The sequence below is a fragment of the Rhizobium sp. B21/90 genome, from assembly GCF_019355815.1.
Taxonomy (GTDB): Bacteria; Pseudomonadota; Alphaproteobacteria; order Rhizobiales; family Rhizobiaceae; genus Rhizobium; species Rhizobium rhododendri.
In genome coordinates this window covers 57,324-81,135 of sequence record NZ_CP072162.1, presented here as the reverse complement: position 1 = coordinate 81,135, position 23,812 = coordinate 57,324, and the positions used below count along the sequence as shown (strand labels likewise).

The 23,812-nt window shown below is 61.1% G+C and carries 22 protein-coding genes; 9 read left to right on the top strand and 13 right to left on the bottom strand.

The genetic code is table 11. The features are described from left to right. Positions 1-7: 7 nt before the first annotated feature. Genes J5278_RS00370 through J5278_RS00350 form a run of 5 tightly spaced genes read right to left on the bottom strand, consistent with a single transcriptional unit; the run spans position 8 to position 4,885 of the window. Positions 8-1,387, bottom strand: coding sequence for a dipeptidase (locus J5278_RS00370; RefSeq protein ID WP_209182399.1), 1,380 nt, complete (start codon positions 1,385-1,387; stop codon positions 8-10). Beyond that, on the bottom strand, positions 1,384-2,139 hold the full coding sequence (locus J5278_RS00365) for an SDR family NAD(P)-dependent oxidoreductase (RefSeq protein ID WP_142830128.1): 756 nt from the start codon (positions 2,137-2,139) through the stop codon (positions 1,384-1,386). Before J5278_RS00365 ends, J5278_RS00370 begins: the two co-directional genes overlap by 4 nt. Next, positions 2,136-3,152, bottom strand: a complete 1,017-nt coding sequence (locus J5278_RS00360; RefSeq protein WP_209182400.1) for a ketopantoate reductase family protein — start codon at positions 3,150-3,152, stop codon at positions 2,136-2,138. Before J5278_RS00360 ends, J5278_RS00365 begins: the two co-directional genes overlap by 4 nt. Beyond that, on the bottom strand, positions 3,149-3,850 hold the full coding sequence (locus J5278_RS00355; protein ID WP_209182401.1) for a creatininase family protein: 702 nt from the start codon (positions 3,848-3,850) through the stop codon (positions 3,149-3,151). Before J5278_RS00355 ends, J5278_RS00360 begins: the two co-directional genes overlap by 4 nt. A gap of 12 nt (positions 3,851-3,862) precedes the next feature. Further along, positions 3,863-4,885, bottom strand: coding sequence for a GntR family transcriptional regulator (locus J5278_RS00350; RefSeq protein WP_209182402.1), 1,023 nt, complete (start codon positions 4,883-4,885; stop codon positions 3,863-3,865). Between the two features lie 187 nt (positions 4,886-5,072). On the opposite strand from J5278_RS00350, the gene J5278_RS00345 reads away from it, so the two are divergent. The 6 genes from J5278_RS00345 (at position 5,073) to J5278_RS00320 (ending at position 12,046) form a co-directional block, all read left to right on the top strand. Continuing rightward, positions 5,073-6,650, top strand: coding sequence for an ABC transporter substrate-binding protein (locus J5278_RS00345; protein ID WP_209182403.1), 1,578 nt, complete (start codon positions 5,073-5,075; stop codon positions 6,648-6,650). A gap of 112 nt (positions 6,651-6,762) precedes the next feature. After that, a complete protein-coding gene (locus J5278_RS00340; RefSeq protein WP_247748941.1) occupies positions 6,763-7,662 on the top strand; it encodes an ABC transporter permease in 900 nt (299 codons plus the stop codon). Further along, positions 7,659-8,510, top strand: a complete 852-nt coding sequence (locus J5278_RS00335; RefSeq protein WP_209182405.1) for an ABC transporter permease — start codon at positions 7,659-7,661, stop codon at positions 8,508-8,510. The genes J5278_RS00340 and J5278_RS00335 overlap by 4 nt, the downstream gene beginning before the upstream one ends. Further along, positions 8,510-9,508 (top strand): ABC transporter ATP-binding protein, encoded by a 999-nt coding sequence (locus tag J5278_RS00330; protein ID WP_143123052.1) that lies wholly within the window; start codon positions 8,510-8,512, stop codon positions 9,506-9,508. Before J5278_RS00335 ends, J5278_RS00330 begins: the two co-directional genes overlap by 1 nt. Next, entirely contained in the window at positions 9,505-10,521 is a 1,017-nt protein-coding gene (locus tag J5278_RS00325) for an ABC transporter ATP-binding protein (RefSeq protein WP_209182406.1), read from the top strand. Before J5278_RS00330 ends, J5278_RS00325 begins: the two co-directional genes overlap by 4 nt. A gap of 10 nt (positions 10,522-10,531) precedes the next feature. Further along, positions 10,532-12,046, top strand: a complete 1,515-nt coding sequence (locus J5278_RS00320) for a carboxypeptidase M32 (RefSeq protein ID WP_209182407.1) — start codon at positions 10,532-10,534, stop codon at positions 12,044-12,046. A gap of 22 nt (positions 12,047-12,068) precedes the next feature. On the opposite strand, the gene J5278_RS00315 is transcribed toward J5278_RS00320, so the two are convergent. Next, the gene (locus J5278_RS00315) at positions 12,069-12,620 is read right to left on the bottom strand and encodes a glutathione peroxidase (protein WP_257623380.1); all 552 of its coding nucleotides are present in this window, start codon (positions 12,618-12,620) and stop codon (positions 12,069-12,071) included. Between the two features lie 331 nt (positions 12,621-12,951). On the opposite strand from J5278_RS00315, the gene J5278_RS00310 reads away from it, so the two are divergent. The 3 genes from J5278_RS00310 (at position 12,952) to J5278_RS00300 (ending at position 16,387) form a co-directional block, all read left to right on the top strand. Beyond that, positions 12,952-14,445 carry an MDR family MFS transporter gene (locus J5278_RS00310; protein WP_209187292.1) on the top strand — a complete coding sequence of 498 codons (1,494 nt, stop codon included), beginning with the start codon at positions 12,952-12,954 and terminating at the stop codon, positions 14,443-14,445. A gap of 27 nt (positions 14,446-14,472) precedes the next feature. Further along, positions 14,473-15,921: an MFS transporter gene (locus tag J5278_RS00305; protein ID WP_209187293.1), complete on the top strand. Its 1,449-nt coding sequence runs from the start codon at positions 14,473-14,475 to the stop codon at positions 15,919-15,921. A 145-nt stretch (positions 15,922-16,066) separates the two neighbouring features. Next, on the top strand, positions 16,067-16,387 hold the full coding sequence (locus tag J5278_RS00300; protein ID WP_142830151.1) for a hypothetical protein: 321 nt from the start codon (positions 16,067-16,069) through the stop codon (positions 16,385-16,387). Positions 16,388-16,414: 27 nt separating this feature from the next. Here the strand turns inward: J5278_RS00300 and J5278_RS00295 are convergent, their stop codons facing one another. The 7 genes from J5278_RS00295 to J5278_RS00265 form a co-directional block, all read right to left on the bottom strand. Beyond that, positions 16,415-17,932 (bottom strand): sensor histidine kinase, encoded by a 1,518-nt coding sequence (locus J5278_RS00295; RefSeq protein WP_209182411.1) that lies wholly within the window; start codon positions 17,930-17,932, stop codon positions 16,415-16,417. 104 nt (positions 17,933-18,036) lie between these two features. Then, complete coding sequence (locus J5278_RS00290; protein WP_209182412.1) at positions 18,037-18,312, bottom strand: hypothetical protein; 276 nt, start codon at positions 18,310-18,312, stop codon at positions 18,037-18,039. 193 nt (positions 18,313-18,505) lie between these two features. After that, on the bottom strand, positions 18,506-19,843 hold the full coding sequence (locus J5278_RS00285; RefSeq protein WP_219258296.1) for an NAD(P)-binding domain-containing protein: 1,338 nt from the start codon (positions 19,841-19,843) through the stop codon (positions 18,506-18,508). 45 nt (positions 19,844-19,888) lie between these two features. Continuing rightward, positions 19,889-20,929, bottom strand: coding sequence for a DUF3445 domain-containing protein (locus tag J5278_RS00280; RefSeq protein ID WP_209182414.1), 1,041 nt, complete (start codon positions 20,927-20,929; stop codon positions 19,889-19,891). Positions 20,930-20,950: 21 nt separating this feature from the next. Then, the gene (locus J5278_RS00275; RefSeq protein WP_209182415.1) at positions 20,951-21,916 is read right to left on the bottom strand and encodes a PDR/VanB family oxidoreductase; all 966 of its coding nucleotides are present in this window, start codon (positions 21,914-21,916) and stop codon (positions 20,951-20,953) included. After that, complete coding sequence (locus J5278_RS00270; RefSeq protein ID WP_209182416.1) at positions 21,913-22,518, bottom strand: dimethylamine monooxygenase subunit DmmA family protein; 606 nt, start codon at positions 22,516-22,518, stop codon at positions 21,913-21,915. Before J5278_RS00270 ends, J5278_RS00275 begins: the two co-directional genes overlap by 4 nt. Positions 22,519-22,530: 12 nt before the next feature. Next, positions 22,531-23,664 carry an aminomethyltransferase family protein gene (locus tag J5278_RS00265; protein WP_142830165.1) on the bottom strand — a complete coding sequence of 378 codons (1,134 nt, stop codon included), beginning with the start codon at positions 23,662-23,664 and terminating at the stop codon, positions 22,531-22,533. Between the last annotated feature and the right edge of the window lie 148 nt (positions 23,665-23,812).

The window sequence follows — 23,812 nt, the reverse complement described above, 5'->3', positions numbered from 1 at the left end:
GGCGCGATCAAGCCCCGCCGCTTCCCAGCCGTGTCAGCAGCATCGCCCAGGCGGTCAGCCCGATGCGGAAGTTTGCAAGCCGGAAGAACTCGTTCGGGGCATGATAATCCTCATCCGATGTCGAGAACGAGAAGAAGATCGCTTCCCGGTCCAGATGCTTGCGGAACGAGGCGCCAATCGGGATCGTGGCGCCCATCGCAACGCGCAGGGGCTTCTGGCCCAGCAGTTCCTCGAGCACGCCCTCGGCCACCGCCAGTGCGGGCAATTCGGGATCGACGAAGAATGCTTCGCTCCCGGGCCCGTGCCGGTGAATGTCGAGGATAAAGCCCGGCGGTAGCCGCGCCTGCAGATGCCGCGATACCGCCGAGAGGACGTGGTCCGGCTTCTGCCCGGCAATCAGCCGGCAGGTGATCTTGGCGCTCGCCGATGCGGGAATGACGGTTTTCGTGCCCTGGCCCTGGTACCCTCCGGAAATTCCGTTGAATTCCAGCGTCGGCTCTAGCCACTGGCGGATCAGCAGATCCCGGCCGTCGGCGATCGGCGCCTGTCCCTGAACCCCGATGTCGCGATAATATCCGCCGGCGTCGAAGTCTGCTGCTTCGATGGCGGCGATAATCGTCGGATCAGCCGGCGTGGTGCCGTCGAGAAAGCCGTCGACGGACACTCGCCCGTCATCCCCGTGCAGCGACGCAAGCAGGATGGCAAGCGCCCGGATCGGATTGGGAGCGCTGCCTCCGTGCCGGCCGGAATGTAGATCCTTCGAGGCGCCGGTGACGGAGATATCCATGGCCACCAGACCACGACTGGCAACGGTCATCGACGGCCGGTCGGGCCGCCACATCGCACCATCGGCCGAAATGACCAGATCGCAATCGAGCCTGTCGCGGTAAGTCTGCAACGTCGCTTCGAAATTCGGACTGCCTGACTCCTCCTCGCCCTCGATCAGCACCTTGAGATTGACCGGCAGGCGGCCCGCAGTCTTCATGAAAGCTTCGGCGACAAGGATGGGGATCAGCAGAGGCCCCTTGTCGTCGGAGACGCCCCGCGCATAGAGCCGCCCGTCTCGTTCGCTCGGCTCGAAGGGCGGTGTCTGCCACTTTTCCAGCGGATCCGGCGGCTGCACGTCGTAATGGCCATAGACCAGGAATGTCGGGAGCGAGGGATCGCTGATCAGTTCTCCGTAGACTGCCGGATGGCCGCCGGTTTCGAGCAGTTCGACGGCAGCAAAGCCGGCCTGCGTCATGCGTCCGGCAACGAACCGGGCCGCCTCGGCGATACCATAGGCATAGGCCGGATCGGTGCTGACGCTCAAGATACGGCAGAAGGCCTTGAGGTCTTCCAGCGCCTCAGCAAAATGCGCGTCGAGGTAGCTCTCCATTTCGCTCATTTGCCACCATCCACGCTGATGACCTGTCCGCTAATCCAGTTGGCAAAATCCGAAGCGAAAAACATGACCATCGCGGCGATGTCATCCGGCACGCCGAGCCGTTTGAGGGCGATGTTCTGCAGGAGCTTGGCTTGCCCCTCGTCGCCCATCGCATCCCATTGTCGTTCCGTCGTCGGATTGGAGCGCACGAAGCCGGGCGCCACATTGTTGACGGTGATACCCCACGCTCCGAGCTCGTGGGCAAGCTGTCGCGTCAGGCCGATCTGGCCGGCCTTGGCGCTGGCATAGGCCTGGATACCGGTCAGCGATATGCCGAGGCCAGCACCACTGGAGATGTTGACGATCCGGCCGTAGTTCTGCCTCTTCATGCCGGGCGCCACGGCCTGTGCCATGAAGAAGGCGCCGGAGAGGTTCACGTCGAAGATCGATTGCCAGTCCTGTTCGGAAATCTCCTCGATCGGCCGTCCAGTCTGGCCACGCACGCCGCCGGCGTTGTTGACGAGGATATCCACCGTCGCACCGTCTGTTTCGATGGCGGCGATCAGCCGCTGGCAAGCACTGCGGTCGCCGACATCGAGCCGGTGGGTCCTGACGGCGTCGCTGAGCGCAGCCGTGTCCGCAAGCCCGGCTTCGTTGACATCGCATGCGTGGACGATGGCTCCCCGGCTGGCGAAGGCCAAGGCGATCGCCCGGCCAAAGCCATGGGCGGCACCCGTGACGACAACGGTCTTTCCGGCAAAGTCGATATTCACGCCACGCTCTCCAGTTCGTCGAGATTTCTCAGCGAAAGAGGACGCTTGCCATCCTCGATCTCGTGGATCATTTCCACCAGCCGCGTGGCGATCGGGGTCGGGACGCCGAGCGAGCGACCGACATCGACCACCGGCTGGACCTGTGCGTCCACCTCGGTCTTGCGCTTGCGCACCGCCAGGTCCCGCCAGATGCCGGAGTGGGACTTCAGCGAGGTGCGGTTATGCGCAACCATCTCGTCGAACGACCGCTCGGTGTCGGCAGCGGTTGCCGTCGGCGAGAAGGCGGCGGGATCGAAGCCATTGAAAGCCTCTGGCTTGATGTTGTTGGCGCTGGCGACACGGCCGACTTCCAGCGCCAGCTTGGTCAGCACGGGCCGGTAGCGCGGATTGGCCAGCACATCGACGATGCTGTCGTCAGTCAGCGCCGTGCCGAACAGCAGCGCGCCGTAGACCAGCTTGCCCCACAGGAAGCCCCAGATATTGTCGGTAAGGATAGCCTTGGAATCGAATTCGTGCAGCAGACGGTGGATTGTTTCGATTCGCTCTGTCGTCTTGCCATCGAGTTCCCCGACCACGACCGCGCCGCGCCCGCTGTAGTGCACCACGCCCGGCGACAGATAATCGGCACCGAAATTGACGAAGCAGCCGATCACCCGCTGGATGCCGACGACCGGCGCGATGACCTGTTCGTTGAGGCCGTTCTGTGCCGAAACGACGTAACCGTCGGAGGCGAGATGATCCACAAGCGCATGGCTCGCCGCCTCGGTGTGGTGGGCCTTGACGCAAAGATAGATGCGCTCGTAGACGCCCTCCAGTTGCTCCGGGAGGTAGGCCTTTGCCTTGACGGTATCCTCAAAAATCGGCCCTTCGATCGTCAAGCCCCTGTCGTTTATGGCGGACACATGGTCTGCGGCATTGTCGACGAAAATGACCTCATGGCCGGCGCGGATGAAAGCGGCGCCCAAGGTTCCCCCGATGGCGCCGGCGCCCCAGATGACAATAGGCGTGCTCATGCCCAGCCTCCTTCGAGAAGCTCACGTGTTTCCGTCACCGCCACATCCCAGATCGCCTGCATTTCCTCATCCGGCCGCTCGTAGTAGCCGCCGAAGTTGCCGTCGCCGAGCAGGGCTTTGACACCTGCGGGGTTCATCGCTCGCATGTGGGCGAGATCGACCATCGGCTTCTGTTGGGTCGATTGGACGACGCCCGGCAGGCGCGTCCAGGGAAAATTCTCCATCCACGACGCATGCGAGGCGACGGTGTCGATCTCCTGCACCTTGGCAAAGGTCTTGGGTGCGTTCCACCAGTTGTGGAACTTGACCGATGTGTCGGGATTGTCGGCCATCCATTCGACCGCCAGGCTGCCTGCCGGCTGGTTGCCGCCATGGCCGTTGACGATGAGGATGCGCCGAAAACCCTGCAAGCGCAGTCCATCGAGGATATCGCGGACGATGCGGATGTAGGTCTCCTGGCGCAGGCTGATCGTACCGGGATAGGCCAGAAAATAAGGTGTAATGCCGTAGGCAAGCACCGGAAACACCGGAATACCCAGCGGCTCGGCCGCATCGAGGGCAATTTTCTCGGCCAGGATCGAGTCGACCGACAGCGACAGATGAGCATGCTGCTCGGTGCTGCCAAGCGGCAGGATCGCCCGGTCGTCGGTCTTCAGGTAGGCCTCGATCTGCTGCCAGTTGGTGTCGGAGATCTTCATGGTTATTCCTCTTTAGCTCTGAACGATCGGCGCCGGTGCGATGACGGGGGCTGGCGGGACTTCTGTCGGCGGCTGCGCGACGCCTGCGGTACGGATGATGGGCACGATGACCCGCTCGATATCAGCGGTATCGGGTGCATGGCGGTATTCGATTGCCTGTATGCCGCCCGGCGCGCGGCCGACGACACCCTCGGCACCAGAGGCGTAGATCACAACGCTGGAACGGCCAAGGAGCTCATCGAGCCCCGTCGTTTCCAGTGTCGCCGCAGCGATTTCTCCGACATGGGGCGCAAAGCGCTGCACGCCGCTCTTCATGATCGGCAGGAAATCGGGAAAACGGGAGACCACGGCAACCGATGCCAGCGAATCCAGCGCGGCGAGGGAGAGGCGCGTCTCCTCTGATGGCGTGAAGCTGATCGAAACCACCTTGGTGTTCGGCAAGAGGCCTGCGACTTCCCGATGTCGGTTGGCAAAGGTGATGGCGAGATCGGCAGAATTGGCGCGTGCCTTGGCACCCGTCTCCCGCTCGATGGCAGAAATGGTGAGCGGCTCGACAGTCACGCCGCGCCCCAGCCGCGCTGCGATGAAACGTGCATAGCTCGCCGTCGCCTCCGGAAAAAGCCCGACCATGACGATGCGCATCCGAGGGCCGATACTGTCTCGGTAGAAGATGCGCGAACTGATCATCGACACGAGTTCCGTCGCCCTGATGCCCAGCGAGTGGCTTTCGTCGATCAGCTGTTCGATCTGGCGATGCAGGTTGGCTGTGTCGTTGCGGCCTGCAAGACGCGACTGGCGGCTTTCAGTGACAAAGGTGCCCGAGCCCGGTCGCGCGTCGATCAGACCGGCGACCTTCAGGTCGGCGTACACCTGGCTCACCGTCATCGGCGCAACGCCGATTTTCTCTGCAAGCTCGCGCACGGACGGCAAGGTCTCTCCAGGCGTCAGCTCGCCACAGGCAATGCCATATTCGATAAGGCCGTGGAGTTGCGTCCTCAGCGGGACGGGCAACTCGCGATCGATGAAGAACTCCATGTCAAGGCACAATCTGGCTGTTATAGTGAACTATGACGATTATCCTGCTCCGGCGAAATTGCTGTGTCAACCGGCTGCTTTGCAATAGTTGAACCCTATAAGAAAGCGATTGACTCCGCAGAAAACGCATGAAATCGTTATACCCTATAAGAACACTTCATGCGTTTATCAGAGCAAGGGGAATTCAATGAAAACGATCGCCAAGGCGGCCCTCGCCGCCGGACTTCTTCTGGGCACCAGCTTGTCGGCCCATGCCGTCGAGCGCGGCGGCACCCTGAACTATGGCCGTTATGCCGACAGCCTTTTCCTGGAACCCGTGCTCAACGACGCCAATGTCGATATCTGGGTCCTGTCCAATCTCTATGACACGCTGCTGTTGCCGACCGACGACGGCAAGGGCGTTCAGGCCGGTCTTGCGTCCACCTGGAAGCTTGCCGATGACGGCCTCAGCGTCACACTGACGCTGCGCGACGGGATCAAGTTTTCCGATGGCACGCCGATCACCCCCCAGGACGTGGCCTGGTCGCTGAAGCGCGCCGCCAAGCCTGACAATGGCGAGTGGACCTTCATCGTCGGCTCCATCGGCGACGTGACGACGGAGGGCGACAAGACAGTTGTCATCAAGCTGAAGAACACCGATCCGGCGATCCTGACGGCGCTGACCGTCTTCAACACAGGCATCATGCCGCAAAAGGCATTCGAAGCCGCTGCCGGCACGACTGAGGCAGAAAAGGCGAAGGCCTTTGCCGAGCATCCGATCGGTTCCGGCCCGTTCATGCTGAAGTCCTGGGATCGCGGCTCGACCATGAAGCTGGTGCGAAACCCTTATTACTGGGGCATGGGCGAAGACGGTAAGCCGCTGCCTTATCTCGACGGCATCAACTTCGAAGTCATCCCGGACGATGCGACCCGCATCCTCAAGCTCAGCTCCGGCGAACTTGATGGCGCCGAGTTCATTCCCTATTCGCGTGTTGACGAGCTGAAGTCCGCCGGCAACCTGAACATGGAACTCTACCCTTCGACCCGCGTCGAGTACATCACGCTGAACACGCGGCCGCAGTTGAATGGTAAAGACAACCCGTTGTCGAACGCCAAGGTGCGCGAGGCAATGAACTATGCCGCCAACAAGGAAGCGATCATCCAGATCGTTACCCACGGCGTCGGCAAGCCGATGACTTCCTACATGTCATCAGCGACGCCGCTGCACACCGGCGACAAGCCGCTGTTCCCCTACGACATCGACAAGGCCAAGAGCCTGATGAAGGAAGCCGGCTTCGAAAGCGGCTTCTCGACGAGCCTGCTGGTTCTGGCCGGTAACCAGGATGAAATCGGCATCGCCACGGCCCTGCAGCAGATGTGGGCGCAGATCGGCATCAAGCTCGAGCTGCAGCAGGTCGACAATGCCAGCCGCACGGCGCAGTACCGGGCCGGCACGTTCGCCATGCGTGAATCCGCCTGGACCGACGATATCGCCGATCCGAACGAGATCACCTCCTACTTCGTCTACTCTCCGAATATTGGCGCGCTGCACACCGGCTGGAAGAGCGAAGAGGCCGACAAGCTGTTCGAGACTTCGCAGAAGGAAATCGACGTGACCAAGCGTGCGGCCGACTATGCCCGCATCCAGGCGATCTACAATGCCGAAGGTCCGATTGTGCCGCTCTACGAGACGCCTTATCCGGTGGCGCTCAGCAAGAAGGTCCATGGCTTCCTGCAGATCCCGCTGGGCAACAACATCTTCACCAAGACCTGGCTCGATAAGTGAGATTGCGATTGTCGCAGACTGCCCCGGCAGTCTGCGACATCCCTGATGTCACCTGGAATACGAGGGCGGCTCTTTGCCACTGTTCAGTTATATAGTCCGTCGCATTCTACAGATGATCCCGACCGTCGTGTTCATTCTGATCGTGACCTTCGTGTTGATCCGCCTCTTGCCCGGTGATCCCGCCAGCGCCATGCTCGGCGACCGCGCCCGGGATGCCGATGTCCTGCGCATCAATGCCAGCCTCGGCCTCGACAAGCCGGTTGTCGTTCAATTTTTCTACTTCGTCCGCCGCGTTTTCACAGGTGACCTCGGTGACTCCATCACGTTGAAGACGCCGGTGGTCGACCTGATCGCGCAGCGAATGCCCGTCACGCTGATGCTGATCGGCATGGCTGCGGTCATCGCACTGCTGCTCGCCGTACCGCTTGCCTTCGTCGCCGCCCTTCGCCGCGAGAAGACCGCCGATACCGTCATCCGCGGCACCTTCCAGGTCGGCCTCTCCATGCCGGTCTTCTATATCGGCATTCTGCTGCTGACGCTGTTTGCCGCAAATCTCAAATGGTTTCCGGTCGGCGGCTATGGCGACACGCTCAGTAGCAAGCTCTATCATCTTTTCCTGCCTGCCCTGACGCTGGCCCTGAGCTTCGCCGCCGTGCTGATGCGCAACCTGCGCACGGCGATCATCGGCGTCATCAATGCCGAGTATGTCGATTTTGCCCGCTCCAAGGGTCTAAGATCGCGCGTCATCCTCATCCGTCACGTGCTGCGCAACGCGCTGATCTCGACAATCACACTGTTCGGCCTGCAGATCGGCTCGCTGCTTGGCGGCGGCGTCATCACCGAGACGGTGTTTGCGGTTCCGGGTGCGGGACGCCTGATGATCGACAGCATCTACGGCCGCGATTATCCGGTGCTGCAAGGCCTCACCATCGCGCTCGCCGTGCTGGTGTCGCTGACCTTCCTGGTGACCGATATCGTCCAGGCCTGGCTCGATCCGAGGGTGGCCCAATGAGTGCCGTCACCGATGCCCCGCGCGCAAAGTGGCGATTGAAACCCCGCGCATGGCCGAAGACGCTGGTTTTTGGCGGCCTGATCCTGCTGATCAGCCTGCTTCTCGCATTCTTCCCATCGTGGTTCGCGCCCTACGATCCCATTGCATTCGACTACAACGCGCTGCTGAAAGGCCCGAGCTGGGCTCATCCCTTCGGCACCGACAGTTTCGGCCGCGATGTGCTGTCGCGCGTTATCCATGCCTATACGATCGACATGCAGATCGCCGTCTTTGCTACCACCGGCCCCTTCATCTTCGGGACCCTAGTCGGCGCCTTCGTAGGCTATGCCGGCGGGATAACCGAGATCATCTTCGGACGCATCGTCGATGCCGTCCTGACATTTCCGTTTCTGGTTCTGGTCATTGCCGTGGTTTCTGTCCTGGGGCCGGGGCTCGGCAACATGTATGTGGCGATCGGCGTCGTTGGCTGGGTGTTCTATGCCCGCATCGTCGCTGCCGAGGTCAAGGTTCAGAAGCGGCTGGATTACGCCGATGCCGGCCGGGTCATGGGCTACACGCCGACGCGCATCGTCTTCCGCCACCTGCTGCCGAACGCCATCACGCCGGCCATCGTCTACTGGATGACAGACATGGCGCTCGCCATCCTGCTCGGCTCCAGCCTCGGATATCTCGGTCTTGGTGCGCAGCCGCCGGCCTCCGAATGGGGCGTGCAGATCGCCGATGGCAAGAACTACATGACGACGGCCTGGTGGATCTCTGTTTTCCCGGGTGTTTCCATCGTCCTGACCGGCCTGGGATTCAGCCTCGCAGGCGATGGCGTCGCCGAACTTTTGAGGATACGCCGATGATGCCGGCAAGCGACAACAGCGGCCTGGTCGTCCGTGGACTGACCACCACATTCGACACCGCGCGTGGCACGGCAATCGCGGCAGCCGATGTCGATTTCGATGTCGCTCCCGGCGAGGTCGTCGGTCTGGTCGGCGAATCCGGCTCAGGAAAGAGCGTGACGCTCCGCTCCGTCATGCGGCTGATCCGTGAGCCGGGCAAGGTGACGGGACGCGTCGAATGGGGCGGTCGCGACCTGATGGCTATGTCCGACGAAGATCTGCGACGGGTTCGCGGCAGCGAAATTGCCATGATTTTCCAGGAGCCAATGACCGCGCTCAATCCGGTGCTGCCGGTCGGCCTGCAGATCGAGGAGAACCTGAGCGCTCATACCGGCCTCGACCGCCGCGCGCGGCGTGCCCGGGCGCTGGAGTTGATGACCATCGTCGGCATCCCAGACGCCGAACGGCGGCTGAACGAATATCCCCATCAATTCTCCGGCGGCATGCGCCAGCGAGCGATGATTGCTATTGCGCTCGCCTGTTCGCCGAAGCTGCTCCTGGCCGATGAGCCGACGACGGCGCTTGATGTGACGATCCAGGACCAGATCCTGAAACTGCTTCTCGACCTGCGCGACCGGCTCGCCATGAGCGTCGTGCTGGTTACCCACGACCTCGGCGTCGTGGCAGCCACTTGTGACCGGATGGCTGTCATGTATGCCGGACGGATCGTCGAAACCGGCACCGTTGTGGATGTGTTTGCCCAGCCGCGCCATCCCTATACCCGCGGCCTCCTCGGCTCCGTCCCACGCGGCCGTGCGGTGCGCACCATGCTGTCTTCCATCGATGGTACGCCGCCGAGCCTCACGGACCTGCCCGACGGCTGTGCCTTTCATCCACGCTGCAGCTTCGCCACGGAACAATGTCGACGCGAGCGTCCGCCTTTGGCACCGGTCGCGCCCGGCAGAATGGCCGCCTGCTTCCACCATGACCGGGTCGCAGCCTCGGAGGCCATCCTATGAACACGGCTAGGCCGATCATATCCATCGATGGCGTCACCAAGCGCTTTGCAGGCCCCCATTCGCTCGCGCGTCGACTGGCGGGCAAGCCGGCGCTTGCGGTTCATGCTCTCAGCGATGTGAACCTCGAGGTCAACAGCGGCGAGACGCTGGGGATCGTCGGCGAATCCGGCTGCGGAAAGTCGACGCTGGCGCGCTGCATGGTGCGCCTGCTCGATCCGGACGGCGGCGCTATCCGCTTCGAGGGCAAGGATATTGCTGACCTGAAACCGTCGGAACGGCGTGGTTTTAACCGCCGCGTCCAGATGATCTTTCAGGATCCCTACAGCTCCCTCAACCCGCGCATGACCGTCGCCCAGATCATCGGCGAGGCGCTCGGGGTTCACAAGATGCGGCCGAAGGCTGACATACCGGGTCGTATTGCCGAATTGCTCGAACTTGTGCGTCTACCGCAAGACGCCGCCGGGCGTTATCCGCACGAATTCTCCGGCGGACAACGCCAGCGCATCGGCATTGCCCGCGCGCTCGCGGTCGAGCCCGAGGTCATCGTTGCCGACGAGCTGGTCTCGGCTCTCGACGTCTCCGTCCAGGCGCAGGTGGTCAACCTCTTGCTGCAACTGCAGGAACAGCTGCAGCTCACCGTGGTTTTCGTGGCCCACGACCTGAGGCTTGTGCGTCACATCTCGCATCGCGTCGCCGTCATGTACCTCGGTCAGGTCATGGAGGTGAGCCCGTCTGAGGCGCTGTTCACCTCGCCTCGCCACCCCTATTCCAAGGCCTTGCTGGATGCGGCGCCCGAGCTAGACCCGACCCGCCGTACGCGTACGGCTGCCACCCGTGGCGAACTGCCGAGCCCGATGAACCTGCCTGTCGGCTGCCCCTTTGCCGGCCGCTGTCCCCATGTCTTCGAGCGCTGCCTCGTCGAGCGACCCGTGCTGACGCCTCGCGGCAACGGCCAGTATGCCGCCTGCCACCTGACCGGGTTCGGGGCTCCCCAAACGCTATCCAACGCCTAGAGGCATTCCCATGAGCTTTGCTGTCTTCGAGACCGAAATTGCCAGGATCAACGATATCCTCTGCGCCGTGAACCTGCTCACCTGGGATTCCCGCACGATGATGCCGGCCGGTGGCGTGGAAGCGCGCGGCCGGCAGATCGCCACGCTGGTTGGACTTGCGCGCGATATGGCGACAGGCGACGGTCTGCAGCGCGCCATCGAGACGGCGCGCGCGGAGCTGAGAGGTGCCTCATCCGATGACTTGCGACTCGTCGCTGTCGAGCAGGCGGCAGCCTCTATCGCCAAGCTGTCGCGCATTCCGGCAAAGCTCGTGGCTGCCTCGACGACCCTGAAGACGCAGGCCCAGGCGGCCTGGGTCAAGGCCCGTGCCGCCAACGATTTTGCAGGCTTCGCGCCCGTCCTCGAGCGCACCATGGAAATGCAACGAGAGATCGCCGGCGCCCTTGGCTACGAGGAGCATCCGTATGACGCTCTCGTCGATACCTACGAGCCCGGCATGCGCTTGTCGAAGCTGCAGACGCTTTACGGCCAGCTTCAGCAATCGCTGATACCGCTGCTGGCACAGGCGAAAGAGGCGCGGGTGCGCAGCGAAATCCTGGATAGATCCTATCCTGTCGAGACGCAGCGCCAGTTTTCGAGCATGATGGCTACGCGGCTCGGCTACGATTTCGGTCGCGGCCGGCTTGATGACGCCGTGCATCCGTTCGAAATATCCTTCACCCGCTCCGATGTCCGCATCACCGGCCGTTTCCGCGAAACCTGGCTGCCGGGCGGCCTGTTTGCGGTCTGGCACGAGGGAGGCCACGGTCTCTACGAGCAGGGCATCTCGGAGCAGTTTTCGCGCTCGACCTTCACCACGGATTTCGTCAATCTCTACGCTGTCGGCGGCGCCAGCTTCGGCATGCACGAATCCCAGTCTCGACTGCTGGAAAACCGTGTCGGCCGCTCACGCCGGTTCTGGGACCTGCATTTCCATGAACTCAAGGCCGTTTTCCCTGAGCAGCTGTCGGATGTCTCGGTCGATGATTTCTGGCGTGTGATCAATGCCGCCCGCCCGAGCCTCATCCGCGTCGAGGCCGACGAACTGACCTACGATTTCCACATTATGCTGCGCTCGGAAATTGAGGCAGGCCTGATTGCCAGCGAGACAAGGGTCGCCGATCTGCCGGAAATCTGGCGCGACAAGGTAAAGTCCTATCTCGGTCTCGATGTCTCCACGGATACGCTCGGCGTGCTGCAGGACGTGCACTGGTCATCCGGAATGGTCGGCTCCTTCCCGACCTACACAGTTGGCAACATCATGTCTTCGCAGCTGTTTTCCACGGCGCGGAAGGAGGCTGCCGTAGAAAAAGGCCTGGAAAGCGGTGACTACATGCCGCTGAAATCCTGGCTCCAGCACAATGTCCATCAACACGGGCGCTCGAAGAGCCCGGGCGATATCCTGGTGGCGGCCACCGGCTCGGACCTGTCGGCAGATGCCTATATTGCAGACCTGACCGCCAAGGTCGCCGACCTCACGGCCTGATCATCCAGAGGGGCGCCACGCATCAGGCGCTTTTCGCCAGTTCTTTGTCGAGCATGGAGAGCAGGCGCGGATCGTCCGGCGTGACATCCGGCGCAAAGCGCGCAACGACGCTACCATGCCGGCCGATCAGGAATTTCTCGAAATTCCAGAGGACGTCGCTGGCAGCGCCCGTGTCGACGCCGTAGCCCTTCAGCCTTTCGCGCATCGGGCCATCGCCGGTAGTCGGCACGGGGGAGGCTGTCAGCATTTTGTAGAGCGGGTGCTTGGCCGCACCCTTGACTGAGATCTTGGAGAAAACCGGGAATTGCACGTCGTAGGTCGATTGGCAGAAGGTCATGATCTCGGCGTCCGAACCCGGCTCCTGCTCCTTGAAATCATTGGCAGGAAAGGCCGCAATGGTAAATCCACGGTCGCGCTTCGCCTCATATAGTTTTTCCAGCGCTTCGTATTGGACGGTCAGGCCACATTTCGAAGCGACGTTGACGACCAGCAAGACCTGTCCGCGGTAGTCGTTCAGTGTTGCAGCACGGCCATCGGCTCGCTTGAGCGGGATATCGAACAGGGTTTCGGGCACTGGTCTCTCCATAAAGGATTCGTTCCGTCTTGCCCGCGATATGAGGGCGGCGACGGGGCGCTGTCAATCGCGGGCATCGATGTCCAAGAGGTCCCGCGACCTGTCGTCGGAAGCTGAAAATATGAAGTCTCCCTTGCTTTTGTCCGGCTTGCGATCTTGACTTCGAGACCAGGAAATATTCAATGCCCTACACGTTCTGGCAGGCCTGTTGACGAGGAGATTCGCCTGCCTATCCTCCTATTAAACTACCGAAAAATCCATTGTGAACGCGATGCCGTAGACAGGCTGACCGCCTTGTTCATCCGGACGTATGCGTGAGAAAGGAATGTCGATGAGCGACTTCGTCGATCCATCGAAACGGCCGCTGGTTGTCGGCGCCATCGTGCTTGCGACTTTCATGGTGGCGATCGAAGCGACCATCGTCGCCACCGCGATGCCGCGCATCGTCGGCGAGTTGGGCGGCTTCACCTACTACAGCTGGGTATTTTCGGCCTTCCTGCTCGCCCAGTCCACGACAACGATGATCTATGGCAAGCTGTCGGATATTTTTGGCCGCAAGCCGATCCTGATCGTTGGTATCCTGATCTTCCTCCTTGGCTCCGCGCTTGCCGGTTTCGCCTGGTCGATGACTTCGCTGATCGTCTTCCGGCTTGTCCAGGGTATCGGTGCCGGCGCCATCCAGCCCGTGACCACGACAGTTGTCGGCGATCTCTACAAGCTCGAGGAGCGTGCCAAGGTCCAGGGCGTGCTTGCCAGCGTCTGGGCGATCTCGGCTGTGGTCGGACCTCTTGCCGGTGGGCTCATCGTCGATCATCTCTCCTGGGCTTGGATCTTCTGGATTAACCTGCCGCTCGGCGTGCTGACAATTGCCGGGTTCGTGCTTTTCCTGAAGGAGAAGATCGAGCCTCGCGTGGTCCACATCGATTATCTCGGCACGGTGCTGTTTTCTGTTTCCATCGTTTCGTTGCTGTTTATCCTGACGGAAACCGATGCCAGCGCCGCCGTCCTCGGCGGCTTCGGCCTGCTGTTCCTTGTCTCTGGCGTGCTGTTCCTGCTCCAGGAGGGACGGGCGCCTGAGCCGTTGATTTCGATCGCCCTGTGGAGCCGGCGACTGATCGCCACCAGCAATGCCGCGACGCTGCTGGCCGGCATGGCGTTGATCGGGCTCACGACGGTGCTGCCGATATACGTCCAGGGTGTGCTCGGCCGCTCTTCACTTGAGGCAGGTTTCACGCTGACGATGCTGATCGTCGGCTGGCCCCTGGCGGTGGTGATGTCGCCAAAACTGTTTCGCGCTTTCGGTATCCGCCGCACCTTGAGAGTCGGCAGCCTGCTGTTTCCGTTCGGGGCGATATTCCTGCTGTTCCTGACCCCCGAAAGCACCCCCATACCCGCCGGTGTCGGCGCTTTTTTCATGGGCTTCGGAATGGGATTGATCAGCCTCACCAGCATCGTTCTGGTGCAGGACAGCGTCGACTGGTCGGAGCGCGGCAGTGCAACGGCCTCGATCCTGTTTTCACGCAGCCTCGGCAATACGCTTGGCGCCACCGCGCTAGGTTCGATTCTCAATCTCGGCATTGCCCACTTCGGCAGCGGAGCGCTGGCCGAGAAGCTTCATGACGTCTTGAACCAGCCAACCGGCCTCTCCGATCTTTCCTCCAATCCTGCCATCAGGGCCGTTTTCAATTCGGCGCTGCACTGGAGTTTCTGGGGGGTCTTCGTGGTCGCTGCTTTGACATTTCTAACCACCTGGCTCATTCCGGTCAGCCATCGCGCCGGTGGCGCAGCGGCGAAGGTCGATGCGAAGGAAGCGATGTCACACTGATCGGCAAAGCCGGCCCGGAGTTGTTGAATGGCAGACGTATCGACGCGGCAAAAGACCGATCTCGCAGAAGCACCGAAAGCACGGTCGCTGCTGCTTGCACTGCTGGTCGCCGGCGCGTTCTTCATGGAAAACCTCGATGGCACGGTGATCGCCACTGCCCTGCCGCAGATGGCCACGTCCTTTGGCGTACGGCCCGTCGATCTCAATATCGGCATGAGCGCCTACCTGTTGACGCTCGGCATCTTCATTCCCATCAGCGGCTGGATCAGCGACCGATTTGGCGCGCGGCTGGTGTTCTCATCCGCCGTGGTCGTCTTCACGCTGGCATCCGTTCTCTGCGGATTTGCGGAGGGCATCGGGACCTTCGTTGCCATGCGGATCCTGCAAGGTATCGGCGGTGCGATGATGGTGCCGGTGGGCCGGTTGCTCGTGCTCAATAACACGCCGAAAGAAAAGCTGATTTCGGCCATCGCGACGATTACCTGGCCTGCGCTGGTGGCCCCCGTGCTCGGCCCGCCGCTTGGCGGGTTCCTCACCGATCATGCCAGCTGGCGCTGGATCTTCTTCCTCAATCTGCCGCTCGGCATCCTTGCCTTCGTCTTTGCCTTGATTCTGATCCCCAAGGGGCAGCATCAGGAGAAGCGGCCCTTCGACTGGACCGGCTTCGTCGCCAGCGGTTTTGGCCTGGCGTCTGTGATGTATGGTCTGGAACTGATTGGACGCGCAGAGCCGGAATGGCTGTCTGCAGGCACTTATCTGGCGGTAGGACTCATTCTGCTGACCGTGGCAATTGTCCATTTCCGTCGGAGCGCCCATCCGCTGATCGATTTTTCAGGCCTGAGCAAACCGACATTTGCGGTCGCGTTGTGGGGCGGTTCTTTGTTTCGCATGGCCATCGGCGCGGTTCCGTTTCTGCTGCCGCTGATGTTCCAGGTCGGGTTCGGGCTTGGCGCCTTCGAGGCGGGGATGATGACACTTGCGGTCTTTGCCGGCAATCTCCTGATAAAGCCCGCAACGACGCCGATCCTGCGACAATACGGCTTCCGCCGTGTGCTGCTGGTCAACGGTGTGCTCAATGCGCTCTTCATCGCCGCCTGCGCGCTGTTCTCGCCGACATCGTCGTTGGTGTTTATCATCCCCGTCCTGTTTATCGGCGGGATGTGCCGCTCGATGCATTTCTCGGCTCTCAATACTATCGCCTTCGCAGATATTCCCAAGCCGCAGATGACTGGCGCCAACACGCTGTTCAGCACCGCCTTCCAGCTGACGATGGGCATGGGCATTGCACTCGGTGCCATCGGTATTCGCATCGGTCAGGTCCTGGCACCTCCGCTGGGTCTGGCCCTGCCGGCCATCGAGTTTCGCCTTGCCTTCGTCCTGCTTGGTCTCGTGGCGCTATCGGCCACCGTCGACTGCTGGCGTCTCGCTCCTGATGCCGGGGCAAATGTTTCCAGGAAACCGGCGCCGGGCAAGTGACGATCGATCTTGCACTGTCTTTGCGGGGCATAGGCAGATAATCGGATGATAATTGCTGCGCCGTCGCTCGGAACAAGCCTGCGGCAAGCTTGCGGGCGATAGGGTCCGCCACCGATCAGTTCACGCCGAAATCTCTGGACGCATGATGAAAAGCCACCACCGTCTGCTCGCCATCTTGAGCGTTGCCATCTCCTTGTCCGCCTGCGTAGATCATATCGGCAAACCCCTCCTGCTGCCGGTCGGTACCCCGGCGCAGTTTCCCGGGGTGGTGCATGTCATGTGCGTTGGCGATGCCGACGCTGCCTACGACCGGCAGAAGGAAGAATTTGCCTACCGCGCCCGCATGAATGGCCCAGGAGTGTTGCCAAGCGAGGTGCCGGCCCAGGAAAGCCAGGCAGAGGCTGCGGCACGCATGAAATATATGTCCTGCGTCTCGAGCCAGGGATACCGCGCCGTCTTTAACTGACGCCTGTGGCTGGAGGCACGCTCAGGTTCACGAGAGTGGATTTGCCGGAAAGCGCATGGTGAATGCGGTTCCGTTCGCATTCTCATAGGAAAAAGTACCATTGATCTGGGCAACGAAACCAGTGATCAGCCGGCTGCCCATGCCCTTGTGCGTCAGTTCCGGATCGATGCCGGGCCCATCGTCACGCACTGTCAGAACTGCCATACCGTCGCTTTCGCTTTCCAGTTCCACAACGAGATGCCCGTCGGAGCGGCCGATAAAGGCGTATTTGAAGGCGTTTGAGACCACCTCGTTGATGATCATGCCGATAGGGAGAGCCTGGTCACGGTCCACGGAAATTGAGGTAAGCCGTGTTTCGATCGTGACCGCCGCGTCGTAGGAGGCGGCGATCTCCCCGACCAGTCGCTCCGTATAGGGGGCGACATCGACACGGTCGAACTGGTCCGTCTGGTAGATCTGTTCGTGAACCGCAATCATGGCTGCGATCCGCCGTTCCATATCGCCGCGCGCCTCCTTGGAGATAGGCTGAAGGCGGATCAGCGCCGATACGGCCTGCAGGTTGTTCTTCACGCGATGATGAATTTCCCGGAACAGAAACTGGTTGCGCTCCAGCAGCCGCTCGAGAACGGCGTTGCGTTCGGCGAAGGCATTCAGCAAGGCGACAATCCAGATGGCGCTCGCGATGATCATCAGGATGATCGGCAGCCCGAATATGAGTTGCGTGTCGAGGCCTGACCAGAACATCTGCAACGTCTGCGCGGTATCTATACCCGCAGTGGCGATCAGCGGCCATCCATCCACATGCCAATAACCGACGATCCGCGCCACGCCATCCACCGGCGAGGCGTCGCTGCGATAATAGCCTTGCGGACTTTTCGGGAGGTGGACCATGAAAAGCGGAGTCTGGCTGAAATCCATCGGCTTGTCGAAGGTCGGGTGGCGCGCCACCAGCCATCCGTCGGAGCGGATCACGCCGACGCTCGATTTCGGTCCGAGTTCCATGGAGTTCCAGAACTCGTCAAGCTTCTCGGTCGGAATGGCAATGCTCGCCACGCCGTGGAACTGCCCGTTGCGCTCGATGCGTCTTGCAATGATGAAAACCTGCTTCCCACTCAGCCGCTCCTGCAACTGCTCGGAAATGACGACTTCCCGACCGGCCTTCAACTGCTGGAAATAGTCGCGGTCGGCCACCGTGATGCCCGTTGCCTGCCTTACGCTCGAAAGACGCAGCGCGCCGTTTTGATCGTAGACGGAATATTGAAATCCGGAGGGCAGATCACCAACCGCCTGCGAGATGTCGGAAATCGTATTGGCGTTGGACTCGATCGGTTGCTCGTCGAGCTTTGCATCGATGCGCCTCAGCGCCTGGTCGCTGGCTTCAATCATCCATTGCAGATGAGCGGCAACCACGTGGGCAGAGGATTGCGCCCGAGCTTCGCCGGCCGCTATCGTGGCCTTGTAGTTTTGCCAGATCATGAGGCCGGAGAGGCTCAGGACGGCAACAAGAAACAGGCTGACGAGCACTACGGCCGACTTTGACGTCAACCGAGCTATCCGTCGCTCAGGACCATCCACTCCGCGAAATCTCCCCGTGCAAATCGCTTGCTGGAACGTTCTAACACGCGACGTCACAGGGCTGGAAGAGCAAGTTAAGTTGAAACATGTTTGAAGTTCTGGCCGCCTTTGCCAACCTGGCGATGACGCCACGCCTTGGCAGACGCCAAGGTTAGAAAGCGGAAAATCGACCGGCGGCGGGCACCTCTTCGAAGCGCGAATGCGGCGAAGGATATCATGACGATGTACCAGCAAAGGATAATGGCAAACAGATCGAAATGCTCGTTGAGGGCGATTGCAATGCCCGCGAAGCCGACGAACCCGCAGGCGAGGAAACCGATACCAATGAACGGGAGGTTTGACAAAGTCATAATGAGCACTCCTCAAGACTGTAATAATGCAACGCTTGCATCCTGAGGTAGTTCGATGTGGTCTGCTTTCTTGGTAAGTAAAGAGTAAACAGGCGAGCATCCAAAGCTGCGTCTTTGGTTGTCAAGTTGCCACCAGAGAAGGGCCAATTTTGGATACTGGCCCTTTCTGAATCAGCGGATTCCGTGGGGCAACCTAGTTCCTCAGATACGCTTCGAGGCTGTCGTCCATGGCCTCGATCCAGGGCGTGTGGTGCTTCGGGGCCATATTTCCGGTCATCAGCGAGCGATAGCCGTTGTCACGGAAGCCCATGATGCTTTCTGCCTTGTGATGCTCCCATTCCATGAAAGTCCGGTTGACGCCCTCGATATCGAAATCGGGGTAATCTGTGGCGGCAAGCAGCTCCTTGACGTAGTCGCCCTGGAACCAGATCATCTGCTCGGCGTCCTCGAGCCCTTCCTCGCGGGCACGCCATGTGTCGAAATGCGCTTTCATCCCGTCTGCGTCCGGCAATGCGATGCGGCCGAGGATAACGTCGCGAGCGTACCAAGCCTGCGCGTCGAACATGTTGAACGTGTAGAACTGGTCCTGCATGCCGATGTAAAAGAGTTGCGGGTTCTTCTCATAGACGATGCCGTTGTAGAGATCGTCGGCCCACAGGCGGTTTGCAGTCTTCAGGCGCAGGCTGTCGGGCAGGAACGGAAAATGGTGAAGGTAGCCGGTGCATAGGATCAGCGCGTCGACTTCCTTCGTGGTGCCGTCCTTGAAATGTGCTGTCTTGCCGTCCAGCCTCTGTAGCAGCGGCCTCTCTTCGAAACGCTCCGGCCACGCAAAGCCGATGGGCTTGCTGCGATAGCTGACGGTGACCGATTTGGCGCCATATTTCCAGCACTGCGAGCCGATGTCCTCGGCCGAATAGCTGCGACCGACGATGAGGATATCCTTGTCCTTGAACTCCAGCGCATCGCGAAAGTCATGGGCGTGCATGACACGACCACCGAAGCTGGCGACGCCCTCGAAATAGGGGACGTTAGGCGTCGAGAAATGGCCCGACGCCACCACGACATAGTCGAAGACCTCGTCATATATCCGGTCGTTGACGCGGTCATGGGCTGTCACCGTGAATTTTTTACTCGCCTCGTCGAAGGTCACCATCCGCACGGGCGTGCTGAAACGCACCCAGTCGCGGACACCGGCCTTCTCGACGCGACCCTTGATATAGTCCCAGAGCACGGCGCGCGGCGGGTATGAGGCGATAGGCTTGCCGAAGTGTTCCTCGAAGGAATAATCGGCAAACTCCAGGCATTCCTTCGGGCCGTTCGACCATAGATAGCGGTACATGCTGCCGTGCACCGGTTCGCCATATTCGTCGAGCCCGGTGCGCCAGGTGTAATTCCACAAGCCGCCCCAATCCGCTTGCTTCTCGAAGCAGACGACTTCGGGGATTTCTGCGCCTTTCGCTGCGGCCGACTGGAACGCTCTCAGTTGCGCCAGTCCCGATGGTCCGGCGCCGATCACGGCAACTCTCGTCATGTCAGTTCCCTCGTTTTTATTGATCTGCTTGGTATGATCGGCCGGTCAGTCCGGAAAAATGCCGGGGCTGGTCGGCGCTCCGTCATCGTAGGTGCTGAGCCAGTCGATCATGATCGGGCGATTGCGCGTCAGACCCTTGTAGTCGATGATCTCGGGCGGCAGGCTCGCCAGCACACGCGGCAGGCGGCGTGCCCATTTAGGCACGGTGACCAGTTCATCGAGGCTGATGAGATAGCAGCGAATCACGAACAGGATTGCGTTGGAGCGGGGCAGGCGCCAGAGGCTCTGCAGCTCGACGCGAAGATGCATTTTCCAGCCGACGTTTTCCGGCGTGACCGTCAGGCGGTCAGGCCCCCATTTGTGGTAATTCTCCGGGCTGGTGTCGAGGCGCGGGTTGACCGTCATCGTCCAGTTCAGCCGCCGCGTCGGCTTGCCCTGCTGCAGGTTCAGGAGGAACTTCAGCGCCCGCTCGAAGACGCCGATCTGGTGGGCCAGCGGCACCGGGCCATGCCATTCCATGAAGTTCATGCCGATGTCGAAATCGAGCGACCAGTCGGCCTGCGTCGTGACCATGCCGGCATCCATCCAGAGATTGCCGTCGCGCTGATCGACAATGCAGAAATCGCCCTGCGCCTGGCGGGTGATATATTCCATCGGCTGATAGGGGAGGGTCGAGGCATCGCCGAAGGTGAAGCTGTCATCGATGCCGAGCGGCCGATTTATCCAGCGCCACTTGTCACCGTCTTTGGTGAGGGAGAAATGCTCCGGATAATCGGAGGCCTGGTGCTCCATGATCAGTTCCAGCGTATCCCACTGGGCCGTCATCATATGCGGCAGTGCCTGGCACCGCAGCGGATCCTCCTTCAGCACCAGCGCCCGGTCATGCATCTCGGCGACGTAATGTTCGTCGACGTCGATCAGGTTTTCAAAGACGCTATTGGCCGGCCCTCGCACGTGCGGTTCCATGTTGACCGCGTACATGTAGGCGTCCCGGTCGAAGGGAAATGGAAATCGGCGAATGTTTTCCGGGCTGTTGCGAAAGGTGAAATCGTCCCGGAATGTTTCCTGCCTGAACTTGATGGTCATCCGTCCGATCCTTCCTCGAGGCTAAAGTTGAAGCAACAGTTGCTGGCCCTTGAAGCGCGACACGCAGATCATGATTTTCCGCCCCTCGGCCTTTTCCGCGTCCGAGAGGTAGACGTCGTTGTGCTCGAGTTCGCCATCGCTGGAGAGGACGACGGTTTCGCACTGCCCGCAGGCCCCGCCGCGGCACATGTAGGGCGCCTCGCAGCCAGCAGCCTCCACCGCCTCGAGGATGCTCTGATGCTCACCGACCGTGATCGCCCGATCCGCCTTCGCCAGCATCACCTGGAACGGCAGGCCGGCAGGAGGTGCAAGAAAGCGTTCCGCATGCAGGTTTTCCTTCGGCCAGCCGGCCTCCAGCGCCGTCAGCAGCACACCGTCGATCATGCCGGAGGGTCCGCAGACATAGAGATGCGTGCCGAGAGGCTGGTTATCGACGATCGTCTCCACCGGAATGAGTCTTTTCTCGTCGTCGAAGTAGAGTTTGACCTTGCGTGGTCCGTAGCGCTCAAGCAGTTGCTGCCAGTAGGCACCGTGTTCGCGGGAGCGCATGGCATAGTGCAGTTCGAAGGCGGCGTCATCGCGCGTAAACTGCTCCATCATCGCCAGAAACGGCGTGATGCCGATGCCGCCGGCAAACAGGATATGCTTGCGGCCGCGATGATCGACGGGAAAGAGGTTGACCGGCTGGCTGATCGTGAGCTGGTCGCCTACACGAAGCCTGTCGTGGAGAAACGCCGAGCCGCCGCGCGAATTGGCTACCCGCAGCACGCTTATTTCATACCCCGATGTATCGTCCGGTGACGACATCAGCGAATAGGGATTGCGCCGCAGCTGCTCGCCGTCGTTCATCGAGACGACGATATGCGAACCGCCCGAAAACACCGGCAAAGGGGCGCCGTCGGGCCGCGCCAGTCGGAAGGTTTTGACCGCTGCCGCCACTTGGGTCACAGCCGTCACTCGGACGGTCATCTCTGTATTGATGCTCACAGGAAAATCTCCTCCGGCTCCGGCGCAGTGCCCGGCTCTTCGGCATCGACGTTGACGCCTTGGAAAGCGCCGAGCCGTCGCGAATAATGGTCGCGAACGAGAAGCTTCAGGCCGCAGTGCGAGCAGACGAAGGGTGTCGTGGTGACGTTGTCGGTCACGCCCTTGCAATGGACGCACTGCACACGCCGGGCCAGCGATCCCCGATGCTCCGTCCTCAGCGAGTTGAAGTCGACGCCGAAATCGAGGGTCACCTGGATCGCCTGGCCGATAAAGCCTTCGGTCCCGGCGATGTAGATCCGCATCCCCATGGTCGCATTGTCGAGGCAGACGCGAAGACGCCCCAGCAGCGGCTGCAGGCCGGCGGCCGTCCAGGTGATATCGGCGCCAAGTGCTGCGAGATCGGCGACGTGGCTCTGGCCAGCCGAGCCACCCGGCAGATAAAGGATTTCGGCCCTCGGTAGAAATGCGCCGCCATCGCTCCCGGCGCGATCGAGAAGAGCCAATGCGCCTTCGCCCTCAAGCACAAAGAGGTGGCGCTTCGCATGGGGGTCGATGTCGAGCCCCTTATATTCCGGTCTGCTCTTGATCCCTGCAACCAGCATCGGGCTTGCCCCTCAATCTTTCGCCGTCCGCTTCTTTTTCTCCGGATCGTCGAAGGTGATGGTGTGGGCAATCGCCGGCGCATTGACAGTCTTGCCCTTGACCTCGAGCTTGACGCCTTGCGACGCGTAAGGCACTTCGACGCGCATGATCGCCATGGATCGGTTGGTCAGCTTGGAATAGCTGGGGCAGGTTATGACCCCGACCTTGCGACCGTCGGCCCAGACCTCGTCGCCGAGATCGGTCGGGCCATCTGCATCGACCAGCAGGCCGAAAATCTTGAACCTCTCCTTGCCCTTGAGACGCGCATGCTCCTCGGCGCCTCGAAACCCCACCTTGCCGGGGCTGACGGTGAAATCGAGCCCCAGCTCCCACAGGCTGTCGCCCGGCTGCTCGTTGTCGAACGGGTACATCTGCGAATTGTCGTAGGGGAAGAACAGCAGGTAGCTTTCGACACGCAGCATGTCGAGAACACTAAAGCAGCAGGGGATGATGCCCATCTCCTTGCCCTCGTCGACGATCCGGTCCCAGATCATCCCGGCATCCTGTCCGCGAACGAAAAGCTCATAGCCCCGCTCGCCTGTATAGCCGGTGCGAGAGATCATCACGGGCGCCCCGAACAGCGTCGTCTGCATGTGGTGGAAGTATTTGAGCTCGCGGATGCCCGGCACATATTTCGACAGGTAGTCGACGGCAAGCGGCCCCTGCAGCGACAGGTCGTGGAGGTCGTCGTCGAACAGCACAGCGCAATTGCGGCCTGCGGCCTGTTTCGTGATCTCTTCGTGACCGGTTCCCGAACCGTGCACCAGCATCCAGGAGTTCGGGCCGGTGCGATAGACGATACAGTCGTCTGTGAAATGGCCGCGATCGTTGAGCATGCAGGCATAGACCGAGCGGCCCGGATAGATTTTGCTCATGTCGCGGGTGGTGATGTATTCTAGCACTGCAATCGCGTGCGGACCGACGAGGTGGACCTTCTTCAGTCCCGACACATCCATGAGGCCCGCCTTTGTGCGGATGGCGATGTGTTCCTCGTAGATATCCTTGTCGTAGGTCCAGGCGGTTCCCATGCCGCTCCAGTCCTCGAGCTTGGATCCGAGCGCCCTATGCCGGTCCGCGAGCGCAGAAAATCGCCAACTCAAAGCCATGCCAGTCCCCTTCGATATTTCACTATGTGGAAATAATTATTCCTGATTATATGTGTGTGAAGGCGAACGGCAAGCGTAATCTGGACACCGCGCGAGACAATGTTCGAGCTGTGGCGGGGAACCACCTGCTGGCGGATTGCTGTCGCGC